At 62.1% G+C, this 20,537-nt stretch carries 14 protein-coding genes and 4 pseudogenes; 10 read left to right on the top strand and 8 right to left on the bottom strand.

Annotation, left to right across the window (positions count from 1 at the left end):
- Positions 1-9: 9 nt before the first annotated feature.
- From AC5Y2L_RS25210 to AC5Y2L_RS25195, 4 genes and pseudogenes are all read left to right on the top strand, one after another.
- Positions 10-1,111: pseudogene (locus AC5Y2L_RS25210) on the top strand (tyrosine-type recombinase/integrase).
- Positions 1,108-1,452 carry a helix-turn-helix domain-containing protein gene (locus AC5Y2L_RS25205; protein ID WP_499945057.1) on the top strand — a complete coding sequence of 115 codons (345 nt, stop codon included), beginning with the start codon at positions 1,108-1,110 and terminating at the stop codon, positions 1,450-1,452. The pseudogene AC5Y2L_RS25210 and the gene AC5Y2L_RS25205 overlap by 4 nt, the downstream one beginning before the upstream one ends.
- A gap of 70 nt (positions 1,453-1,522) precedes the next feature.
- A pseudogene (locus AC5Y2L_RS25200) lies at positions 1,523-2,928 on the top strand (site-specific integrase).
- Positions 2,910-3,311 (top strand): class I SAM-dependent methyltransferase, encoded by a 402-nt coding sequence (locus AC5Y2L_RS25195; RefSeq protein ID WP_499945055.1) that lies wholly within the window; start codon positions 2,910-2,912, stop codon positions 3,309-3,311. Before AC5Y2L_RS25200 ends, AC5Y2L_RS25195 begins: the two are co-directional and overlap by 19 nt.
- A gap of 552 nt (positions 3,312-3,863) precedes the next feature.
- Here AC5Y2L_RS25195 and AC5Y2L_RS25190 read toward each other — a convergent pair.
- Positions 3,864-5,828, bottom strand: coding sequence for an SIR2 family protein (locus tag AC5Y2L_RS25190; RefSeq protein ID WP_499945052.1), 1,965 nt, complete (start codon positions 5,826-5,828; stop codon positions 3,864-3,866).
- A gap of 173 nt (positions 5,829-6,001) precedes the next feature.
- A complete protein-coding gene (locus tag AC5Y2L_RS25185; protein ID WP_499945049.1) occupies positions 6,002-6,952 on the bottom strand; it encodes a zeta toxin family protein in 951 nt (316 codons plus the stop codon).
- A 374-nt stretch (positions 6,953-7,326) separates the two neighbouring features.
- Here AC5Y2L_RS25185 and AC5Y2L_RS25180 point away from each other — a divergent pair, with 374 nt between their 5' ends.
- The 3 genes from AC5Y2L_RS25180 to AC5Y2L_RS25170 all read left to right on the top strand — a co-directional run bounded on the left by AC5Y2L_RS25180 (position 7,327) and on the right by AC5Y2L_RS25170 (position 9,949).
- Entirely contained in the window at positions 7,327-8,055 is a 729-nt protein-coding gene (locus AC5Y2L_RS25180) for a cysteine desulfurase family protein (RefSeq protein WP_499945047.1), read from the top strand.
- 317 nt (positions 8,056-8,372) lie between these two features.
- Complete coding sequence (locus tag AC5Y2L_RS25175; RefSeq protein ID WP_499945045.1) at positions 8,373-8,780, top strand: ArsR/SmtB family transcription factor; 408 nt, start codon at positions 8,373-8,375, stop codon at positions 8,778-8,780.
- The gene (locus AC5Y2L_RS25170; protein ID WP_499945043.1) at positions 8,777-9,949 is read left to right on the top strand and encodes a cation diffusion facilitator family transporter; all 1,173 of its coding nucleotides are present in this window, start codon (positions 8,777-8,779) and stop codon (positions 9,947-9,949) included. The genes AC5Y2L_RS25175 and AC5Y2L_RS25170 overlap by 4 nt, the downstream gene beginning before the upstream one ends.
- Before the next feature lie 891 nt (positions 9,950-10,840).
- Here AC5Y2L_RS25170 and AC5Y2L_RS25165 read toward each other — a convergent pair.
- From AC5Y2L_RS25165 to AC5Y2L_RS25145, 5 genes are all read right to left on the bottom strand, one after another.
- Positions 10,841-11,983 (bottom strand): NAD(P)/FAD-dependent oxidoreductase, encoded by a 1,143-nt coding sequence (locus AC5Y2L_RS25165; RefSeq protein WP_499945041.1) that lies wholly within the window; start codon positions 11,981-11,983, stop codon positions 10,841-10,843.
- Positions 11,984-12,258: 275 nt separating this feature from the next.
- Positions 12,259-12,444: a hypothetical protein gene (locus AC5Y2L_RS25160; protein WP_499945040.1), complete on the bottom strand. Its 186-nt coding sequence runs from the start codon at positions 12,442-12,444 to the stop codon at positions 12,259-12,261.
- A 64-nt stretch (positions 12,445-12,508) separates the two neighbouring features.
- Positions 12,509-12,745 carry a YgaP family membrane protein gene (locus tag AC5Y2L_RS25155; protein ID WP_499945138.1) on the bottom strand — a complete coding sequence of 79 codons (237 nt, stop codon included), beginning with the start codon at positions 12,743-12,745 and terminating at the stop codon, positions 12,509-12,511.
- A 490-nt stretch (positions 12,746-13,235) separates the two neighbouring features.
- The gene (locus tag AC5Y2L_RS25150; RefSeq protein ID WP_499945136.1) at positions 13,236-16,073 is read right to left on the bottom strand and encodes an MMPL/RND family transporter; all 2,838 of its coding nucleotides are present in this window, start codon (positions 16,071-16,073) and stop codon (positions 13,236-13,238) included.
- A gap of 29 nt (positions 16,074-16,102) precedes the next feature.
- Complete coding sequence (locus AC5Y2L_RS25145; protein ID WP_499945038.1) at positions 16,103-16,534, bottom strand: MmpS family transport accessory protein; 432 nt, start codon at positions 16,532-16,534, stop codon at positions 16,103-16,105.
- A 506-nt stretch (positions 16,535-17,040) separates the two neighbouring features.
- Between AC5Y2L_RS25145 and AC5Y2L_RS25140 the strand changes: the two genes are divergently transcribed.
- Both AC5Y2L_RS25140 and AC5Y2L_RS25135 read left to right on the top strand, forming a co-directional pair.
- Positions 17,041-17,361: a metal-sensitive transcriptional regulator gene (locus tag AC5Y2L_RS25140; protein WP_499945035.1), complete on the top strand. Its 321-nt coding sequence runs from the start codon at positions 17,041-17,043 to the stop codon at positions 17,359-17,361.
- 744 nt (positions 17,362-18,105) lie between these two features.
- Positions 18,106-19,494, top strand: coding sequence for a HAMP domain-containing sensor histidine kinase (locus tag AC5Y2L_RS25135; protein WP_499945033.1), 1,389 nt, complete (start codon positions 18,106-18,108; stop codon positions 19,492-19,494).
- Here the strand turns inward: AC5Y2L_RS25135 and AC5Y2L_RS25130 are convergent.
- Positions 19,483-19,833, bottom strand: a pseudogene (locus tag AC5Y2L_RS25130) (winged helix-turn-helix domain-containing protein); the annotation flags it as partial. The gene AC5Y2L_RS25135 and the pseudogene AC5Y2L_RS25130 overlap by 12 nt on opposite strands.
- Between AC5Y2L_RS25130 and AC5Y2L_RS25125 the strand changes: the two are divergent.
- Positions 19,826-20,449: pseudogene (locus AC5Y2L_RS25125) on the top strand (DUF190 domain-containing protein); the annotation flags it as partial. The pseudogenes AC5Y2L_RS25130 and AC5Y2L_RS25125 sit on opposite strands and share 8 nt — an antisense overlap.
- Between the last annotated feature and the right edge of the window lie 88 nt (positions 20,450-20,537).

The raw sequence follows: 20,537 nt of genomic DNA, 5'->3' as shown, positions 1-20,537 counted from the left end.
GAGGTCGTGTTGAGTGTCGACAAGAGTGGCCGTGTGTGCGTCGTGGGTTCGGTTCCGCTGCTGCATCCGGAGGCCCAGACGGTCCAGGAGATGCTGGCGGGGTGGCGTAACCAGCAACTGTGTCGCAACCTGGCACACGAGACCATCGAGGATCGGATCCGGCTGGTGGAGCGATTCCTGGCCTACACCAACGAGTTTCCGTGGACGCGGACGCCGGCGATGGTTGAGGAGTTCTTCAGCGACCTGCGCTCGGTTAAGGGACGCGCACAGTCGACGATGCGTGGCTACCAGAATGCGTTACGGCTGTTTTGTTCCTATATCAGCGACCCCGGCTATGGCTGGGATCGGGTGTGTGAACAGCGTTTCGGTATCCATCCCGCGCAGGTGTTCTTTGAGTGGAACACCGCCGCGCATGTGCAAGACAACGAGCAGTCCCCGACCAAGCGAGCGTTCACCAAGCGCGAGCTGCAAGATTTCTTCGACCACGCCGACGACCAGGTCGCACTGATCGCCGCTTCCGCCCGTAAGGGCTGGCTGCCGGCCTACCGCGATTCAGTGATGTTCAAGCTCGCCTATTCCTATGGGCTGCGGTTTAACGAGCTGCGCCATCTGCAGACGGTGGACTTCGCCCGCAATCCTCACGCCCGCGAGTTCGGCCGCTACGGGCTGGTCCACGTGCGCTACGGCAAGGCCAAGAAAGGCTCATCGCACAAGCGGCGCAGTGTGCTGACCGTTTTACTGGACACCGGAGGTCATCGGCGACTGGCTGGCCTACGGGCAGCCGCATATGGACGACGGCATCGATCTATTCCCCAGCGAGCGAGGGGTACTGGTCTCTGAAGACACTCTGCTGCGCCGGCTCCGGCGTTACTGCACCGATCTGGAACTGCCAGCAGGACTGGATCTGCATTCGCTGCGCCGCTCCTATGCCACCCATCTCATCGAAGACGGCTGGGACGCGATGTTCGTACAGCACCAAATGGGTCACGAATACGCCAGCACCACCGCGCTCTACACCTGTGTGTCGAGCGACTTTCGCACCCGCACCCTGCGCCGCGTGCTGGATACCACCATCGCAGAAGCTCTTTCGTTGAGCGAGGAAACCCCATGAAGCGACAAGTCGACTATTCCTGGCGGCTAGCCGAAATCATGGCCGCCCATGGCATGCACAACAGCACCGAGCTGATCCCTCGCCTCGCCGAACGCGGCATCCAGCTGTCGCGGCCGCAGGTATATAGGGTCGTTCACCAACGACCAGAACGGGTTTCATTGCAAATGATGGCCGCCTTGTGCGACATCTTCGGCTGCGAGGTCAACGATCTCGTCACTGTTACCGCCACCGAGGTGCGCCGCAAGAAGGCCGCCTCAACGGCCACCGAGCCCACCAATGTTGTTGACCTCAACAAATCAGTGCGTCCCCGCCGAGCTCGGGTGATCCGTGATGACGAGTAACCCCAACCGATACCGAAGGCGCGGACGACCAACAGTCACCGGAGATACCCAATGCACCCGATGCGGCCGGATGTCCACCCAACACCGCACTCCTTCGTGGCCAGGCGAAAAGCTTTGCAACAGCTGCTTTTACACCGCCATGAGAACCCACGGCATCTGCCCGATCTGCGGACACGACGGCCTGCTGCCCGGTCGCGCCGACCGCTCGGATCCCCGACCGGTCTGCTGCGCCGGTGTTGCCGAGGACTATCGATGCCGGACCTGCCATACCCAAGGCCAGATTTACCGCGGCGGCCAATGTGCGCGCTGCGCCCTGCGGGATGACCTGACCGCCCTGATCGTGGACGAAGCCGCGGATCCGACCACAATGAGCACGATCGTGAATATCCTCTGCGGGGCCGAGCGCCCCGAGAGCATCCTCACCTGGAAACGCTCCCCCAGAGTGCGGGCTCTGCTGTCCGGGCTTTCGAGCGGCGAAATTCCCCTCAGCCACGACGGCCTCGACGCCGTCAATCAACGCGAACGGCACAGGAGGTTTCGCATCTACGCAGCCTGCTTGAGCACCACGGTCTGCTCCCCCACCGCGATGAATACCTAGCACGTTTCGAAATCTGGCTTGCCGCCAAACTCGACGCCGTCTCCGAGCCGGCCGTCCGAGCTCCCGTCGAACAGTTCGCCACATGGCACCATCTGCGAAGGCTGCGCGGAAACTCCACACCAGGGCAAGCCTCCGAAAGATCTGTGCTATCGGCCAAGCAACAAGTGACCGAGACGATCAAATTCCTCACCTGGTTGCATGACACCCACCATCGGACTGCAGCTGACTGCCGCCAGCAGGATCTCGACGAATGGCTCGCCAGCGGGCCCACTACACGTCACAAAACGCGCGCATTCTTCGCCTGGGCCAAGAGCAGCAAGATCAACACCTCGGTGCGATTCGAAACCCAACAGCCCAAGCACACTCCTGTGCTCACCCAGGACCAACGGTTGACCTGGATTAAGGCGCTTCTCACCGGCAACCCGGAATCCCTTCACTACCGCGTTGCCGGCCTCCTCCTGCTGCTCTACGCCCAACCCCTGATCAGAGTCGCTGCACTGCCAACCACCGCCGTCGTCGTAACCCCGCATGAAGTGCGGATATCCCTCGGGGCTGAGCCTGCCCCTGTGCCAGAGCCCTTCGCCAGCATGCTCACCGAGCTCGTGCACCGCAGACCCAACCTCAGAACCGTTGGCGGTATGGTCGCCAACCCGTGGCTATTCCCAGCCCGTCGGCCCGGGAAGCACCTGGACACAATAACTTTGGTGCACGACCTCACCCGCGCGGGCGTCAACGTCCTCGCTGCACGCAACTCCGCGCTGCGCAGCCTCGTCGCTGAGATGCCCCCTCCGGTCGTGGCCAAGCTTCTAGGCTTCAGCGACAACTGCACCCAACGCCACGCTGAACTGGCCGCGCAACCATGGGCCCGATACGTCTAATGAGCAGTTCAATTCATTATTCTTCGTATGACCGCATCGGTGCAGGTTATGCACGTTTTCGCCAACCCGACCCGCGAATAGCGGTCAGAGTCTTGTCTGCTCTCGGCGATGCTCGCACCGTTGTTAATGTCGGAGCGGGTAGCGGTTCTTATGAGCCCAACGATCGCGTCGTTCTGGCTGTGGAGCCCTCAGAAGAGATGGTCATGCAGCGGCCGGCAGATGCGGCACCCTGCATCCGGGCGGCCGCCGAGCGTCTACCACTTCTCGACCAGAGCTTTGAAGCGGCTATGGCGATCCTGACGATTCACCACTGGTCCGATCCCGCCGAAGGACTGCGAGAGCTCGGACGCGTCGCTCGCCCGAGTCGTCCTCTTCGCCTATGAACCGGCTATCCACAGCACGTTTTGGCTCTGGCAGGAGTACTTCCCAGCCGCCGCTAACACCTCGGCGTCCTCTGAATTGCCTGTCGAGCAGGTGGCCAAGGTCGTCGGCGCCGACCGAGTCGAGACCGTCCTGGTGCCCCACGACTGCTCAGATGGCTTCGGGCCAGCGTATTGGCGTCGACCGGCCGCCTACCTTGACCCCGCCGTGCGCAGTTGCATCTCAGGCCTAGCACGACTTTCCGCCAACGAGCTTAAACCGGGACTCAGGCGCCTACGCCGGGATCTCGACACCGGCACTTGGCGGACCCGCCACCGAGATCTCCTGAACCTCAACGCCATCGACGCCGGCCTTCGCCTCATCGTGCGCGATGGCTCGTGACTGAGCTCATCCCCGCCACAGAAGAGGCCTTTTTTTGACGGTCAAGATCAGCAGTCAGAGAACGAGAAGCTTTACCCGCTTTAATTTTTCGATACTGTGACTGTGCCGCGACCGCGGACGTGCCAACCCTGTTAAGTTCACGTGGCAACCAGCCCCCCGCTGGCAGGCCCTATCTATCGGAGGTGGGTACCTCCCGTCTCGGGAGGTCGGCCGGTGTCAAGCCACAGTTCGTCGGGTAGCACGCCAGCGCTGCCCGCAGGTATTGCCTGCCACTCGAGCTGATTGGCGGCGCGGCCGGCGGCCGCGCTCACGCCTTTTAGCGCCAGCCACAAGCTATCCGAGGCCACGTTCCATCCGATCACGAGCGGGTGCTTTTCGCCGAGTCGTTTGACGTCATCAGCTAGGCGCTCAGCGATGGGACTTCTCCACCGACGCATACCGTCGTCTTCGGATGCGGTCTCCGCGGTGAAGATGTGGGCCAGGTGCACAGCTCTGCTGCAGGAATCGGCGCATCGGCCGAGCACTCGATCGCGATCGATCCATGCAGCCTGTCTGGTCTCGTCATTCGCTCGGCTGAGTTCATCGTCGCGTTGCGCATACTCCTCTACCAGTGCATGGTGACCATCAGCGGCGAGAGCCACTGAACATGCGCGGAGAACTTCAAATGTCTGTAGGGCGTCGTGAATGGGTCCGTCGCCAAGACCGAGCGCCTCGCTGACAACCTTGACTACCTCGTCATGGTGGCGAGGTGCGGAGATCGCGCCGTCGCAGATGCGGGGCGGTGATAGCAGTGTCGCTAGGGGCTCAGACTTTAGCAACGTCCCGAAGCCACGCAGGGTGAACAGTTTTCCAATCAGGTCGAAACGCTGCGAGGCCGCTCCGGCCACGCCTGCGCAGTAGAACATCAGTGCGCCTGCCACTAACGGCAATTCAAGGAGCGCGACGGCGCCGCTAACCCGGCGCGCCGGTCGAGCGAACCGTTCAATCTCCGGCAACCACCATTGGTCGGTTCTGTTGTAACCCCAGTATGCGAAGGCGGCGATGCTGGCAGCTGGAATGCGTGTGCTCTCGATGATCCGCTCAATGAGCTCTGGCAGATCCGAGGTATCGGAGTAGTTGCTGAGGTGGAACTCCGGCAGATTGCGCAGGCGCGTGAATTCGCTGGATAGCATGTCGTGGGCTGGTATTGCCGGACCGTCGCCCGCCAGCTCCCGCTTGATGCAGCTCACCGCGACGGGCGCGGATAGCGGGTGACGCGCGCGGCGGATGCGCATGGCGTCGATCTGGTCGGCGAGGTGTCCGAACGCATCGTCCGCTGTCGCGGCCAGGATGAGCGCCCGTTTGTTCGCCACAAGTGTCTGGGCAGCCGGGGAAAGCTCGCCAGGAGCTACCCAGCCCATCGTGAAATGTGGATTATGGTGTGCTGCAACAGCCTCGCGTAAGGCGTGGTCATGTTGAACTGACCAGCCGGCTACGATCAACCCGTAGTCGGACATGACGCGGCTCAGCAAGGCCTGCATGCTTGCGCCGTAACCGCTCAGTTCGACCGCAGTATTCCGCATGGACGTTGCGTTCAGATAATCGCCGTGGAGATGGATTATGCAGTGCTGCAAGGTGTGCAATGGAGGCAGCCCTTCAGCGTCTGCTTCTGTGGCAACGATGGTGGGCTCGATGCCGAGTTCGCGAAGTGCCTGCTCAAACAGTCTGTCGAAGTTCATGGTGAGCACGACGCGCACTGTGCCGCTCCGCATCATCCGAGCCACTGCGCGATGTGCAACGGACGGACCAGGCATCGTGACGTTGCCGTCTTCGTCGGTCGACTCAAAGTACCGCCGCAACAGCGTTTGCCGTTCGGTTGGCGTGAGGGCAAGTTGCTCTATGACGTCGCTATAGGTCGGCGTTCTGCCGAACCGGCTTTCGTACCAACCCTCAGCCGTAGCTGCGTCGATGTTGGCCGCCTCGTCATCGCCACCTATCTGCTGGATGAGATCCACAACGATGTCCCAGGCAGTCGGCAATCCAGCACCTCGGGAAACACCGGCTCCGGCCAGAACCGCGTACGCGCCAGCATTCGAGAACAATGAGAACGCCAACGGAAGGAAGCGATCGTCGGAAGTGGCAGGGCCTGAAGCAGTCATCAGAAACGACCGTACAAGTTGCTGCCGACAGATCGCGGCCTCACCCTGCGTTAAAAGTTAACTGATGCACTGCTTGGCGCGGGAGCAATACGACGGAATCGAATATGCAGCTTTACCGGTATAGACGATTCGGCACCTTCATCACAGACGCAGTGAAGGGTCGTTGGCCGCTGTCAGGACCTGTAGACGCGACTTCGTCCAACGCCTGTCCCGATTGCGGTTGGGTTTGTGAGTATCGCCCCACTTTTGATGCACACTGCGCCTAGGGGGGCGCCTTGCGAAGGGTCGATATCGCCGTCGGGTCTGAGCCAGGCCCGGTATTCCCTACCGGTCGACGTGCGACTGACAATGAGAAGGTCGGTTTCGATGCCCGCATGGTTGGCGTCGCTACGGAGCTTGCGGGCATTGACAGCGCATTTTGAGACGCGGCGCTGCCGAGTGTAAAAGCCTTCGAGGGCGGCTTGCGCGATGAATCGGCCGCCGAGCTCGACATCATCCACGATTCGTCCTGCTTCTCGCGCGACCCACCAGCGGTGTTTGGACTGCTCGACAGCAAGCGTGAAGGGAACCTCGACGTCCACGATCGTCAGTCGCTCGTAGTCATCGGCGGCCAAGTCGGTCACATAGCTGTCAATAAGCGGCGTCCAGGAGAGAGTTCCCTCCATAACGAAGTTCTCCCCCCGGCGCAGGGACACTGCACGGACGCGGTTCGCGGCTTCGGTGGAGGCATCATGCACCCATAACGCCAGTTCCCGGGGATGTATGGGCCTGCCATCTGCGAGAACGTAGTTGTGCCGGATATCGAGTAGCCCGGCCCGGTCCAATCGCATCAGTATGAGGTCTTTGATGCCGTCTGGGTCAATGCGACGGTAATCGATGGCCAACATGTCGATCGCGACCGACTTGCCCGCACCGGGCACCCCGGCGGTAATGATCGCGGCACGACCGAGTGCCGGCGCATCGGGGCATTTGCCTCGGTACTCGTGGGCGATCTCGTCGATCAGCTGATCGCTGAGATAACGCTCTACTGAGCGAGGAACAGCGAACTGCCCCCCTTGGTGGAGGGCAGTCAGCTGAGAATGGACCTTATTGCGCAGTCGGCGGTTGGACTGCGGAGCTGACACTCTCGTATTCCTCGTCGCTGAGTAGTCCGAGTTGATGGGCAGTGCTCACCTGGGTCCAGGTCCCAGGTACGGATCCCTCGTGGGGATAGGGCGCAAACTGGGTAAAGGTGTAGTCGAGGCCGCGAAGCTGTTTCAGCAGCTTGCCTCGAGGGGTCCCGTCGACTGTGGCGCGCAAGATGATTTCCTCAGGGCTCGGGGCGTCACCGAGCGCGCTGGCTCCGCGCAACAGCCGCCCTACGCGCGGCTGCGTGGTAGACAAAACGTCAGCGATTTCCCGTTGGCTCATACCCGACCGCTTAAGCTGGCTCGCAGCGCGCATGTCATCAATACGCAGCAAGCGTTCGTGTGCCCGGCGAACCTGCGCTTCGCGGGCAATGGCTTCCACCGTGTGCTCGACTTCAACAGAGCGTTCGATCGTTGTAGGCATAATTCCTCCGTCTGATACAAAGCGTATCAGCATCACCCGCCGCCACGGCATCCTGCTGCACACCGACGCCGCGCAATCCGCGGCTACCGTCGACGTCGACGTCACCACCCTCGGCGTGGACCTACTCACCCGCGTCGGCCACAAGATCTATGCCCCCAAAGGCGTTGCCGCCCTCTACATCCGACGCGGCACCCCGCCACTACGGCCGTTGTTGGTTGGCGGCGGACAAGAACGTGGCCTGCGTGCCGCCACCGAGAACGTCCCAGGCATAGTCGCACTCGGCGCCGCGGCCGTGATCACCCGAGCCGAACGTCACAGCGATGCCGACCGCATCCGCGGCCACCGCGACCGGCTGCACACCGCACTGCCCGACCTGCGGGTCAATGGCTCACTTGCTCATCGGCTTCCAGGAAACCTCAACATCACGCTGCCGAGCCATACCGCCGAACAATTCATGGCCGCCACCCCGGAGCTAGCGTTCTCCGCCGCCAGCGCCTGCTCAACCGGCAACACCACGCCGTCGCGAGTGTTGACGGCCATCGGCCTTACCCCCGACCAAGCCGCTCGTACCATCCGGCTCGGCCTCGGCCGCTACACCACCGACACCGACATCACCACCGCCGCCGCACAACTCATCGCCGCAGCCTTGACGGGAGTATCAAGTTTGGGTGTCTAGCCGAGTACACCCCAACCGGACGTCAAGTCAACGCCGGGAAGCCAGCAGCTTGGTCTGACACGCGGTCGCGAGCTTGGCGGGAAGGGAAGGGACTTGTATCAGGTCAGCTGAGGCACCCAGACGTCTGAAATCTCAACCAATCTGACGCACCGCTCGCCAGAGCGTCAGGCGTACTGTCTGTTGCCAATCTATTTGAGTCAGTTTGAGTCCGCTGACCTTCACTGCCCAAGTAAGTTGGCAAAGTCGGTGCTGTTTGCCCATCTATCTCGGTTGACTCGCGCTTGGGTTTGCGTTCCTGCTTAGGTTACTATCTGCGTATGGATGCAGGTAGCGGTATTGGTGTGACGCTGGCTGAGGACCAGGTGGACCTGGTAGTCGAGGTGTTCCGGATGCTTGCTGATGCGACCCGTATTCAGCTGCTGTGGGCGCTGGCTGGGCAGGAGCGTTCGGTGACTGAGCTGGCCGAGCAGGTTGGTAAGCCGGCTCCGTCGGTGTCACAGCATTTGGCGAAGCTGCGGATGGCGCGGTTGGTGCGCACGCGCCGTGCGGGTACGACGATTTTCTACAGCTTGGAAAACGAGCACGTGCGTCAACTGGTCGTTGATGCGGTGTTCAACGCCGAACACGCCGGTCCCGGGATTCCTTCCCATCACCGTCACGATCCCACCATGCGCGACACCACTTCGACCACTGAAGTTGCGCTGCGAAAGGCCAACCGCCGATGAGCGATCACCCGCACGAAAATCCTTCTGACGCAGATGATCACGATGATCACCCGCACGACGACCACGACGATGACGGGCGCGGCCACGAGGGACACGGTCACGGCGGCAACGGGCACGGCCATGGCGGTCATGAACGTTCCCATGGCGATCACGGCCATCATCACGATCATCCGAAAGGGATACGTGGCGTAATCAGGGAGATTTTCGCTCCGCATTCCCATCACGCCGCCGACAGCATCGACAGTGCGCTGGAGTCGAGCGCGGCCGGAATTCGGGCGGTCAAGATCAGTTTGTTTGGGTTGGGTCTGACCGCGATCATTCAGGTCGTCATCGTGGTGCTGTCCGGATCGATCGCGCTGGCTGCGGACACCATCCATAACTTTTCCGACGCGCTGACCGCAGTGCCGTTGTGGATTGCGTTCGCGTTGAGCACCAAAGCGGCGACCCGCCGATACACCTACGGCTATGGCCGTGTTGAGGACCTCGCGGGCCTGTTCGTGGTGGCGATGATCGCAGCGTCGGCGATCATCGCCGGGTACGAAGCGGTGATGCGGTTGATCCATCCCCAGCCGATCGAGCATGTGGGCTGGGTGGCACTGGCCGGCGTGGTCGGGTTTATCGGCAACGAATGGGTTGCGGTGTACCGGCTCGGGGTGGGCCGGCGGATCGGGTCGGCTGCGCTGGTCGCCGACGGTCTACACGCTCGCACCGACGGTTTCACCTCTCTGGCGGTGCTGCTCGGCGCCGGCGGTGTGGCACTAGGCTTCCCGCTGGCCGACCCGATCATGGGTCTGATAATCACGGTGGCGATTGTCGCGGTGCTGCGCACCGCGGTGCGCGATGTGTTCCGGCGGTTGATGGACGGGGTCGACCCAGCGTTGATCGATGCCGCGGAGCAATCGTTGGCTGCCCGGGCGGGAGTGCGAGCGGTGCGTAGTGTGCGGATGCGCTGGATCGGGCATCGCTTGCACGCTGACGCCGAACTCGACATTGACCCAGCACTGAGTCTTGTGCAGGCCCATCGCATCGCCCACGACGCCGAGCACGATCTCATTCACGCGATGCCCAAGCTGTGCACCGCGCTCATCCATGCCTACCCCGCAGACAGTCCGATCCCGGCCGATCAACACCGCAGCGGTGCGCAAACACAGCCGTTGCACCAGCATTGACCGGGTTGCGCGTCGGCGCCCCCGGTCAGCGGTGCGTGAACAGTCCCGTCATCGCCGGTAGCACTGCGGAACGCGGTGTCGTGCACCGCTTGTGCTGAACATGGGACGCGGCTGATATGTGGGTTGGTGGATGCTAGCGGCGACGATTTGTTGATCATGGATCCATTGCTCGATAGGCAGCGCGTGATCGCGATAGTCAGGGAACCGGTTGGCCACACGCGCATAGACCGAGTCGATCGCCCGGCGTCGAGCCGGAGTTGCCGCAGGTGTGCCCACGATTTTGCGGCCGACATCGGCCAGAATGGTGGCGAGGTCGATGAGGTCGGGGTATGCGCGGATGTAGGTATCGACGCGGGTCCTGGCGGTCGACAACCCCTGGGCCGGTGTGGCGGTCCACCATCGCAGGATGCGGGTGGCGTCTGTGACGACGAATTGGGCGGCGTCGCGGTGGGTTTCGATGCAGCCGGACGTGGCGTAGCGCAGCGGTCAGGACCGCGGATGCGCTGCGTATGTCGCGTTGATCTTCATGCGTGCCGTTGCCCCGGACTGATCATCCATCCGTAGTGCCTTTCGGCCGAAGACGAAAGGGGGATCAGCCATGCAGAATGGGCCAGCCTACGGTTGCTGAGATCACACATCCTTTCCGAGCGGCATCGAGTCATCAGGCCCCATTGGATGCTTGCGGCTGGCTATACACCCCTGACGTCGCAGGGCGAATACGCGCTTGCTTCCCGAACAATAACAACCGGTCGATCAGCGCTCGTTACCCAGCAACATTCATCTGGCCGCATCGATTGGCCTCAGCTAATCGATTCTGCGTGCCCGCAGCGCGCATACGACGGGATGGCGGCGACGATCTAGCGCTGAGGGGTTCCGCTTGACTTCTGACCCTCAGCCGCCAAGGCCGCCGAACCAGCGCTGCCGACGGCTACGCGCGAATTCGGCTTTCTCCTCAGCCAATGCGGCGCACGGACCTATCAGCGCGCCCGTCGGTTTCGGCCCGCTGAGGAAGTTGACCTGGACCTTGCCGACCTCACCGCGCCCGAACTCCATGTAGCAGTCGCCCGCTCCGTCATACGGCGGCGGCGCCGGTGTGCCTCGCAGGTTCGCGATGATGTCATCGGCGACGAACTGAGCGGCACGCTCGGCGAATAGGCCCGCCTTCGCGGTATAGGCCGCCGCCACGTCACCAATCGCGTACACGTCGGGGAACCGGGTAGCCAAGTTGGTTTTTTCCACCGGAATCCATCCGTCCGGCGCCAGCCTCGAATCGGCGACGACCGCCGGCACCCGATGCACCGGGATGCCGATGAAAAGGTCGTATGGAAGACCTCCGCCCTCAGCGAACTCGGCGAATTTGCGTTCGGGGTCCAGCCGGCTTACCGTTCGCTTTCCTATGAAGGTGATGCCACGCTCGTTCAGGTGCTGCTGAAGCGGCTCGGACACCTCCTTCGCAACGGGTACTGGGGCACCCATGTAGCCCGTAACAGTTATCGCGACCTGGTCTCGTAGTCCTCGCCCAGCGAAGTAATCCTCAAGCAGGAACGCCACCTCGAACGGTGCTGGCGGGCACTTGTACGGCTCGCCGAGCACGCTGATTACGACGTTGCCGCCGTTAAATGCCGGCAGGGTGTCGCGCAGATGTTCGGCCCCCGCCAGCGTGTAGTACTCGCAGCCGTCCTCGATGAAACCACTGGTGGCCTCCAGGTCGTACTCCGCGCCCAGCGCCACAACGAGAATGTCGGCTTGATAGGAACCGGCTTGGGTACGCACCTCGCGATTTTCCGGGTCGATGGCGGTGATCTCTTCCTGGTGGAATTCGACGTCGGGTCTTGTCAGCGCCGCATAAGGCAGCCGCACGTCGCCGGGTTCGCGTTTACCAAACAGCACATCAAGCTTGGAGAAGCCGAAAAAGAAGGAATCGTTGCGATCGATCAGCGTCACCCGCACCTGGTTTGGTAGTGACCCCGATAGCCGGGTGGCAAGCTCGAGACCGCCGAACCCGCCCCCCAGAATCAGCACGTGCGGCGTCATTCGCATCCTTTCCGAGCCCACACCCGAGGACCCCGTCCTGTCGCTACAGTATTGCCACCGAATCCCAAGACAAACAGTTCGATCCGCCTGACAGTCGCTCTACGACAGACCAATCGTTAGCGGTCGATCATGTGGCCGGTCAGGCCGTGGAACGAAACAGTCATAGTGCAGCGCCCACGACATCGCCGGTGGGCACTTTCGGAATCAGCCCGCTCGCGATCAGGTCCTAACCCGGCACCGAGTGAGCTTCAACAGCTCACAGACGTCGTGGCCGATCAGATGCCCGCTGAGTGGCTCCCGATATGTGCGTCGCGGGCGGGCTCGACAAAAGCACCGGTGTCGCCGACGCCATAGACGAGTGCGGCGGGTGGTGCAAGTATTGAGCCGAGATCATCGAGGGTGCGTCGATCGACAATCCGATCATTAACCCGAATGGAACCGAGGCTGGTGTCGTTGACCATTGACCGTCGGGTGTCAAACCGCCGCCGCACCAACTCGATAGCAGCCGAGTTCACTCGACCACTCCTACGCCCTCGGGCGCAGCGCACACTCGGCCGCAGTCGGGACGCCCAGTCGATGCAGTAGAACGCTCGTGGGGCACCAGCCCACCGCCGCGTCGAGCAGCAGGTTGGCTCCCACAAAACCAGTTAGGATCCTCCATCGCTTTGAACGCATGCGGCCAAGGGTTAAGGTCACCAGCACCACAGAACCGGCGATGAGGTGCAGGGTTCGTTCGAGGGTCCACCCTTGTGGCCGCGGCATCTGAAACGCTCCCCGCTCCAGCGGGGCCGAACCTTGGTTATTCGGCATTGGATCTCACACCCTTCTGTCAGGTTTCGCGCTAAAGCGCGATGGGATTTGGTAACCACCGCTGTTCCCGCAGAGCGAGGAATGAACCGGTGCTATCGCCCGGTTTCTCGGAGATTGCTGGCGCCATGAGTTTCGTTGACACTGCGTGTCGTGTCGGCGACAGCACAGGAGGGGCAAACAATGGCCTTCGACAACGATCACCGCGGTCGTGGTGTGTGAGGTAGGAGCCTGCATCGTCACTCACCAAGGCCCACCTCGCAGAAGCGACACGAACCCGTCCAGCCGGGACGTTGCTCACCACCGGGTGCACTCTGAAATATGAAGAGCCGCATAAGGGCTTGGCCGACTCCTCGCACAGCCATCGGTATGTGGGCAACCTGAAAGACCACCTAAACTCCCAATCGCTTAACCAAGCGGCGGCTTGAGCTTGGTAGTTGCCGCATCAGTTTCCTCCCCCGACAGTAGGGAGCGGACGAGCCGATGCACTCCGAAGGCTCGCAGCATGTAGCTGGCCGGGGCGCGGCCGCACTCGTAGCGGCCACCAGAACCAGCGGCCGAGCAGTGCCGCGATCGATGGCGTCATCAGCGAGCGCACGACCAGGGTGTCGAACAACAGCCCGAGGCCAATCGTGCTGCCGGCCTGGCCGATCGAGCGCAGGTCACTGGCGACCATGGACATCATCGTGAAAGCGAATACCAATCCCGCCGCGGTGACCACCCCACCGGTCTCGCCCATGGAGCGAATGATGCCAGTCTTTAACCCGGCGCCTATTTCCTCCTGGAACCGCGACACGAGCAGCAGGTTGTAGTCGGAGCCGACAGCCAGCAAGATGATCAACCCGAAAACCGGCGCGATCCAGTTCAGATCCAAGCCGAAGAGATGCTGCCACACCAACACCGAGAGCCCGAATGCAGCGCCCAGCGACAACAGCACCGTGCCGACGATCACTAGGGACGCGACCAGTGCTCGGGTGATGATCAACATGACGGCGAAGATCAGCGTCAGCGCCGCGATACCCACGATCAAGAGGTCGTATTGGGAACCCGACTGGATGTCGCGGTAGAGCGCCGCCGTCCCTGCGAGGTAGAACCTGCCGTCGGTCAGGGTCGTTCCCTTCACCGCTTGGTGCGCGGCCTCGAGTTCCGGCTCGACGGCTGAAATCCCTTTCGGAGTTGCCGGGTCGGTGTCGTGGGTGATGATGAAGCGAGCGGCCTTGCCGTCCGGTGACAGGAACAGTTTCAAACCGCGCTGGAAGTCGGGATTCTGAAACGCTTCCGGCGGCAGGTAGAAGTAGTCGCCGCTGCGGGAGGCGTCGAAGGCCTGCCCCATGGCGCTCGCCGTGTCAGTCATTCGGGAGATCTGCGTAATGAGGCCCGAAAAGCTGCTGTGCATGGTTTGCAGGGTGCCCTGCATGGATTTGGCTACGGCGATGATCGGTGGGAACTCCGCGAGCATCTGCGGGATGATCGCGTCGATATTGCCCACGTCCTTGATGAGCGTGCTCATGTTCTCGCTGAACTTGTCGACGCCGTCGATCGCCTCGAATACCGACCGCGCCGCCCAGCAGACGGGGATGTTGAAGCAGTGTTCTTCCCAGTACAGGTAGCTGCGGAACGGTCTCGCGAAATCGTCGAAATCGGCCAGATGGTCCCGCATGTCGTCCAGCGTGGCTTGCATATCGTGCATGTCGCCGACCATGCGGTGAGTCGTGTTGCTCATCTTGCCCAGCACGTCCCGCATCCGCTGCATCGAGCCGATCATGGCGCCGAGGTCGTCGCTCATTTTGAGCATGTCGGCCGAGCGGTCCTTCATGAATTGAAGGTTCTCTTGGATCGGTATCGATTGGGCACTGATCTGGAACGGTATTGACGTGTGCTCGATCGGCCCGCCCAATGGCCGGGTAATGCTTTGCACCATTGCGGTTCCCGGTGAACGGAAGACGTCTTTGGCAAGCCTGTCCAGGATGATCATGTCGCCGCTATTCCGCATGTCGTGATCACTCTCGATCATGAGGATGTCGGGATTCATTGTGGCTGCGCTGAAATGCCGCTCGGCGGCCGCGTATCCGACATTCGACGGCTGGCTGCGGGGTATGTAGAAGCGGTCGTTATAGCTGACCTTCATGCTCGGCATGATCAGGATGCCGACGATGGCGATGGCCAGCGAGGCCGCGAACACGGGACCGGGCCAGCGCACGGTCGCGGTGCCGATGCGTCGCCAACCGTGGACTTTGACGACCCGTTTCGGGTCGAGCAGGCCGAATCGACTGGCCACGACAACGACGGCCGGCGCGGCGGTCAGCGCACCGGCGACGACGACGATCAGTCCCAGGGCGGACGGAATGCCGAGGGCTTTAAAATACGACAGTCGCGCCAAGTGGAGGCAGAAAGTCGCTCCGGCAATTGTCAACCCCGAGCCCAAAATGATGTGGAAGGTCCCTCGAAACATCGTGTAATAGGCCGTTTCTCGGTCTTGACCGGCCTGACGAGCCTCCTGGTAACGACCAATGAGAAAGATCGCATAATCGGTTCCCGCCGCAATCGCCAACGAGGACAGCATGGCGACGACGAACGTCGAAAATCCCAACAGGCCGTAGTTCCCGAGGAGCGCGACGAGCCCTCTGGCCGTGCCCATTTCGAAACCCACCATGACGATAATCAAGAGCACCGTGCTGATGGAACGGTAGGCGATGAAGAGCATGATCATGATGACCACGCCCGTCACCCCCATCATTTTCAACATGCTTTTATCGGCGGCTTCGTTCATGTCCGTGGTCAGGGCTGCCGGACCTGTGACGTACACCTCGAACCCTTGGGGCGGCGTTGAATGGTCGACGATCTCCCGTACCGCTTTGACGGACTCGTTTCCTAAAGTGCTGCCCTGGTTGCCGGCAAGATTCAGTTGGACATAGGCGGCTTTGCCGTCGCGGCTCTGGACGCCAGCGGCGGTGAGTGGATCCCCCCACACGTTCTGGACATGCTGCACGTGCTTGCGGTCGGCCTGCAACTTTTGCACCAAGCCGTCGTAATAGCGGTGCGCACCGTCGCCGAGTGGACTGCTGCTCTCCAGGACGATCATCGCGATGCTGTCGGAGTCCGACTCGTGAAAGGTTGCGCCGATGCGCTTGGCTGCGACCATCGCCGGCGCATCTTGCGGCGACATTGTCACCGCGTGGTTTCGTGCGGCCGACTCGATCGGCGGCACAAGCACATTGAGGGCGACGGTGAGCAGCAGCCAGCCGATAAGGATCGGCAACGCGAACGTGCGGACGAACCGCATGAATCTCGGACGGGCGTCACTATCGGTGTTCATGCGGCCTTCACCAGGCACGAAGTTTGGGCGTGGTGCCCAGCCGTGGATTGCTCGTCCTTGACCTCACCGTTGACCATGATGCGGCATCCAATGTTGTCGCTGTTGCCCTGCGCCACCACGTTGGCGATCACGGCCGGTACCGTCGTCGTGATCGTGTAGTCCCAGGGCAGGCTGGTGAAGCTCGCCTGCTCCGGCTGGGCATTTTTGTCCAAGTAGCTCACGCTTCCTGTTGTGTCGCTGGGCCCGTAAACCTCGTATGTCACGCGCTTGAGATGGGAGGGCACCAGCGGCGCGGCGCTGCTGCCGGTCGCGGTGAAGATCTCGTCGGCGCCGAACACGCCGCGCAGCCGGATGACGGCAACACCACCGAGGACTACTGCCACCACGACGACGAGCGGCACCCACACCCGCCTGAGAAACGCGAACATCCAAGCCTTCCTTCGCTCTAGACGACATCGCTGTCAGTAGTTGCTGTTCAAGCCCAGGCCGCTGCATCGAGCGGCTGGCCCGGCTGGCGGACGCACTGATACCGGGGCGGGTATTCATCGGTAATCGGTCGCCGCATGCATCGTGACGCCGGTAAAGGACCTGCCGGCGGCGAAGAACTCGCTGAACGCCGTGCGGGCGCGCCGTGGACGGTGGCGGGGCCGTCATGCATGAGGAGCGTGACACCGATGCGTCCCAAGCCTGCGGCCCTCACCTTGGCCGCCAGCATAGGCGTACAACGCGATGGCCAGCGCGATGCATTCTTTGACGAGCCTGTCGAGCTTGCGGCTGTCTGTCGTAGCCCGGTTCCACCGTGCAGATCCACTCTATCAACGGAATTCGGTTCCGAACGGCTGCGCGCTTGCGGATTGAGGCCGAGGAGCAACCGATGGTGCCTGATCTGTCCATACTGGACATTACACCATACGGGGTATGGTATAAACGAGCCATGGCAAGCGCAGCTAGGGGCGAGACGCGACAGAAGGTCGGTTACACCGCGCACAACCCGGACGACATCATTGCCGTCCTCAACCGACTACGTCGAGCGCAGGGTCAACTCGGCGGAGTCATCGCGATGATCGAACAGGGACGTAGCTGCAAAGACGTCGTCACGCAACTGGCTGCGGTGTCTCGGGCGTTGGATCGCGCTGGCTTCAAAATCATCGCTACTGGCCTGCGTGACTGCCTCGACCGCCCAGCCACCGGATCCGGTGCCAGGCCGACCCCCTCACTTGATGAGCTGGAAAAACTGTTCATGAGCCTGGCCTAACAGCACCGTAAACGGTTGGAGGAGAAAGCATGTGAGCTCGGCTTACAGGGTTGGCGGACCCCCGTTCAGAGGTCACGATATTGTTCGACACGTGCGCGGCCAGACAACGCCACGAGCAGACCGTCGCCGTAGCGATCGCCGCCCTGCATACCCTCGACCAGACTGCAGCACCGATCAGCTTCGCGGCCGTCACCAAGCTCGCAGCCGTTTTCCCCATCCTGGCTGTACACCCAAACCGACCTCAAAGACGAAATCCGCAGGATAGAAGACTCCGCGAACTGAAATCCCTCCCACTCACCTCGACAAGAACCGCGCCAGCGACGCGTCCCTGCGCAGCCGGCTCAGCTTGCCCGGCAACGCATCCGTGGACTCGACATGAAAATCACCGCCAGTGATGCGGCGACAAGTTGTTCACTTAAGTCCACCGTGGACGATTCGGACGAGCGTCGCCCGGCGAACCGTGCGGTGGCGTTTATGCCCTCGGCCTGGCGCTGATGTCTCAACTAGCGCACTGGTGTTTGTGGGATTTGGGCTCCGCGCAACTTTCCTACCGAGCGATACTCCTACGCTACCGGACGTTCGGGCCTATCAAGTACCTTCCCCGACGTGACTAGCCGAAACCGCCGATGGAAGGTGCTTTTCCCAGTCTCCCTGCAAGACGGCGTGCCTGGTCCAGCTCCTCAGGGTCTTCTTAGCCTCCCATTGGCACCCTGAGGGCAGAAGGGCTCAGAGAGGGCGTGGCACGTGAACGTGTTCGTACGTATACGGCCGCGCTACTGGGGCATTGCCACGCGCGCGGCGGCGGTATCCGCGGCAGTGGTCCTTGCCGCGCTCGCGTTGGCAAGCGCTGGCCTGCTGGCTTTGCTTTACGCCTTGTTGATTTCCGGCGTCGACGACGCCGCCGGCGCCCGGGTCACCGATATCGTCGCCGCACTACGAGTTAAAACTGCCGCTCAGCTCGACGAGAACCTCATGACGACCAACCAGCGGGTGGCGGAGGTGCAGGTTGTCGACGGCGACGGGCACGTGGTGCGCAGATCGTCGGGAGCGCCGACCTCGGCGTTGGCGCCCGCAGTACTATTCGGCCCTACGCTCAGATCAGGCCTGCCCGACGATGTTTCACCGGGTGATGACATTCGGCTGGCCGGTCAGTCCATCGCCACCCCCGCCGGCACCTACACCGTCATCGTTGGCGGCGCCAGCGAAGCCGTTGAAGCCACCGTTCGCACGGTGGCGATTCTGCTGGCGGCCGTCTCCCCGCTCATGATCGCGGTGGCGGCCTATGTCAGCTGTACGCTCGTCAAACGCTCGTTGCGTTCGGTGGATGCGATTCGCAGCCGCGTGGCGGAGATCTCGGCGTCGGATCTGTCCGGGCGTGTTCCGGTGCCTGCGAGTGGGGACGCGATCGCGGCGCTGGCCGGGACGATGAACGCGATGCTCGAGCGTGTCGAGAGGGGTCATCTGGCGCAGCGTCAGTTCGTCGGTGACGCCTCCCATGAGTTGCGCAGTCCGCTGACCACCATCATCTATGCGCTCGAACTCGTCGAGTCACATCCCGAGCTGCTCGACATCGACATGGCCACAAGCACTTTGCTGCCCGAGGCGCATCGAATGAAGATGCTGGTGGAGGACTTGCTGTTGTTAGCCCGCGCTGACGAGAAAGGTTTGGCTTCACCTTGCCAAAAGTCCTCCGAGGAGGTGAGCTTGGCCGACATCGTCGAGTCGGCGGCGTCGCGGCTGCGGCGCGACACCACGTTGACGATCGACACCGACATCGACGAACGCACCCGGGTGATCGGTGATGAGGCCGCGCTGGCACGCATGGTGCGCAATCTCGCCGACAACGCCTCCCGCCACGCGGCGTCGCGGATCGAGCTGTCGGTGCAGCATACCGATGGCGACACGGTATTCGTCATCGCCGACGACGGCCCGGGCATACCGGTGGGCGAGCGCAGTCGTGTGTTCGACCGCTTCGTGCGCCTCGACACGGATAGATCACGGGAAGGCGGAGGCAGTGGCCTAGGGCTGGCGATCGTCGCGGAAATCGTCCGCGGACACCACGGCAGCATCACCATCAGCGACCCGGCGGGTGGAGGTGCCCGCATCACCGTTACGATTCCGTCAGGGCAATAGTCGGTGACCGACGCCCCGAATCGTCTCAATACTGTTGGTGCCGAACGGGATATCGATCTTGCGCCGCAAATAGCCCACGTAGACTTCCACCACGTTGGCCGGCCCCCTGTAGTTGACGTCCCACACGTTGGCCAGGATGTCGGATTTGGTGAGCACCACGTCCTTGTTGCGCATCAAGTACTCCAAGACACCGAACTCGCGTGCTGTCAAAGAGATCTCAGCGTCATCGCGGGTGACCAGACGGCGGGACGGGTCCAGCGACAACGTGCCTGCGGTGAGAACCATCGGGCGTTCCGGCGCACCGCGCCGCACCAATGCGCAGGCTAACCGAGCATCGGTTTTCCTCGGCGTCGACGGCACTGCCTACGGCAAGCGACAACGTGCACGATTCTTCGGTCGCAACGTCGGCGTACCGGTGATGATCATCGCAGTCGGTTCCGGCGGACAGGTTGTGCGTGTCATCGACGAACTGCCGCCCTGATGAGACATCCACTGATAACCGTTGAGAGACTTCAGGTTTGCAAACGCGACGGCTAACTGTTCTCCCGGCCGCACGCATTGCCCGGAGTCGACGAACACGGCATGCCGCTGTGGCAAAAGGTCATGATCTACACCTCAGAAGCACAACGTCACGACGGCCTTCCGGTCCACCGCGCCCCGATCCGCCGTCTGCGCCAGTCCTACCAAGCACGATGCGCTACCACGCTGCGTGGTATCTGGGGCTTCCACGGCGACCACCTGGCCCCACGGCGATAAGCTATCCAACTTGTCCGCGATGTCCCGGTCACGACGATCATCGTTGATACCCCGGATAACATCGCGCAAAGCTTCGACATCAATCGACGAACTCACCCAAGAACACGGACTAGTCACCTGCGAGATGATCTCCGCACTGCTCGTCGTCGACGGTGATGACGACCGACGCGGAACCATGCTGGCCCGCCACGACTACTGAGTGACACCGGTGAGTGCAATGTCAAGATCGATGGACAATCGCTTGGAGCCCAGAGCGATTGGTCCGCACACAGCATATTCGCGAGTGC

The sequence above is a fragment of the Mycobacterium sp. NGS66 genome, assembly GCF_059812225.1.
Note: the sequence above shows the minus strand (reverse complement) of the source record. Positions and strands in the feature narration are given on the sequence as shown.

Excerpts from the sequence above, each read along its gene's own strand:
- AC5Y2L_RS25205 (WP_499945057.1), top strand. The coding sequence starts at position 1,108 with ATGAAGCGACAAGTCGACTATTCCTGGCGGCTAGCCGAAATCATGGCC.
- AC5Y2L_RS25195 (WP_499945055.1), top strand. The coding sequence starts at position 2,910 with ATGGGCCCGATACGTCTAATGAGCAGTTCAATTCATTATTCTTCGTAT.
- AC5Y2L_RS25190 (WP_499945052.1), bottom strand. The coding sequence starts at position 5,828 with ATGACTGCTTCAGGCCCTGCCACTTCCGACGATCGCTTCCTTCCGTTG.
- AC5Y2L_RS25180 (WP_499945047.1), top strand. The coding sequence starts at position 7,327 with ATGGCTTCCACCGTGTGCTCGACTTCAACAGAGCGTTCGATCGTTGTA.
- AC5Y2L_RS25175 (WP_499945045.1), top strand. The coding sequence starts at position 8,373 with ATGGATGCAGGTAGCGGTATTGGTGTGACGCTGGCTGAGGACCAGGTG.
- AC5Y2L_RS25170 (WP_499945043.1), top strand. The coding sequence starts at position 8,777 with ATGAGCGATCACCCGCACGAAAATCCTTCTGACGCAGATGATCACGAT.
- AC5Y2L_RS25165 (WP_499945041.1), bottom strand. The coding sequence starts at position 11,983 with ATGACGCCGCACGTGCTGATTCTGGGGGGCGGGTTCGGCGGTCTCGAG.
- AC5Y2L_RS25160 (WP_499945040.1), bottom strand. The coding sequence starts at position 12,444 with ATGGTCAACGACACCAGCCTCGGTTCCATTCGGGTTAATGATCGGATT.
- AC5Y2L_RS25155 (WP_499945138.1), bottom strand. The coding sequence starts at position 12,745 with ATGCCGCGGCCACAAGGGTGGACCCTCGAACGAACCCTGCACCTCATC.
- AC5Y2L_RS25150 (WP_499945136.1), bottom strand. The coding sequence starts at position 16,073 with ATGCGGTTCGTCCGCACGTTCGCGTTGCCGATCCTTATCGGCTGGCTG.
- AC5Y2L_RS25145 (WP_499945038.1), bottom strand. The coding sequence starts at position 16,534 with ATGTTCGCGTTTCTCAGGCGGGTGTGGGTGCCGCTCGTCGTCGTGGTG.
- AC5Y2L_RS25140 (WP_499945035.1), top strand. The coding sequence starts at position 17,041 with ATGGCAAGCGCAGCTAGGGGCGAGACGCGACAGAAGGTCGGTTACACC.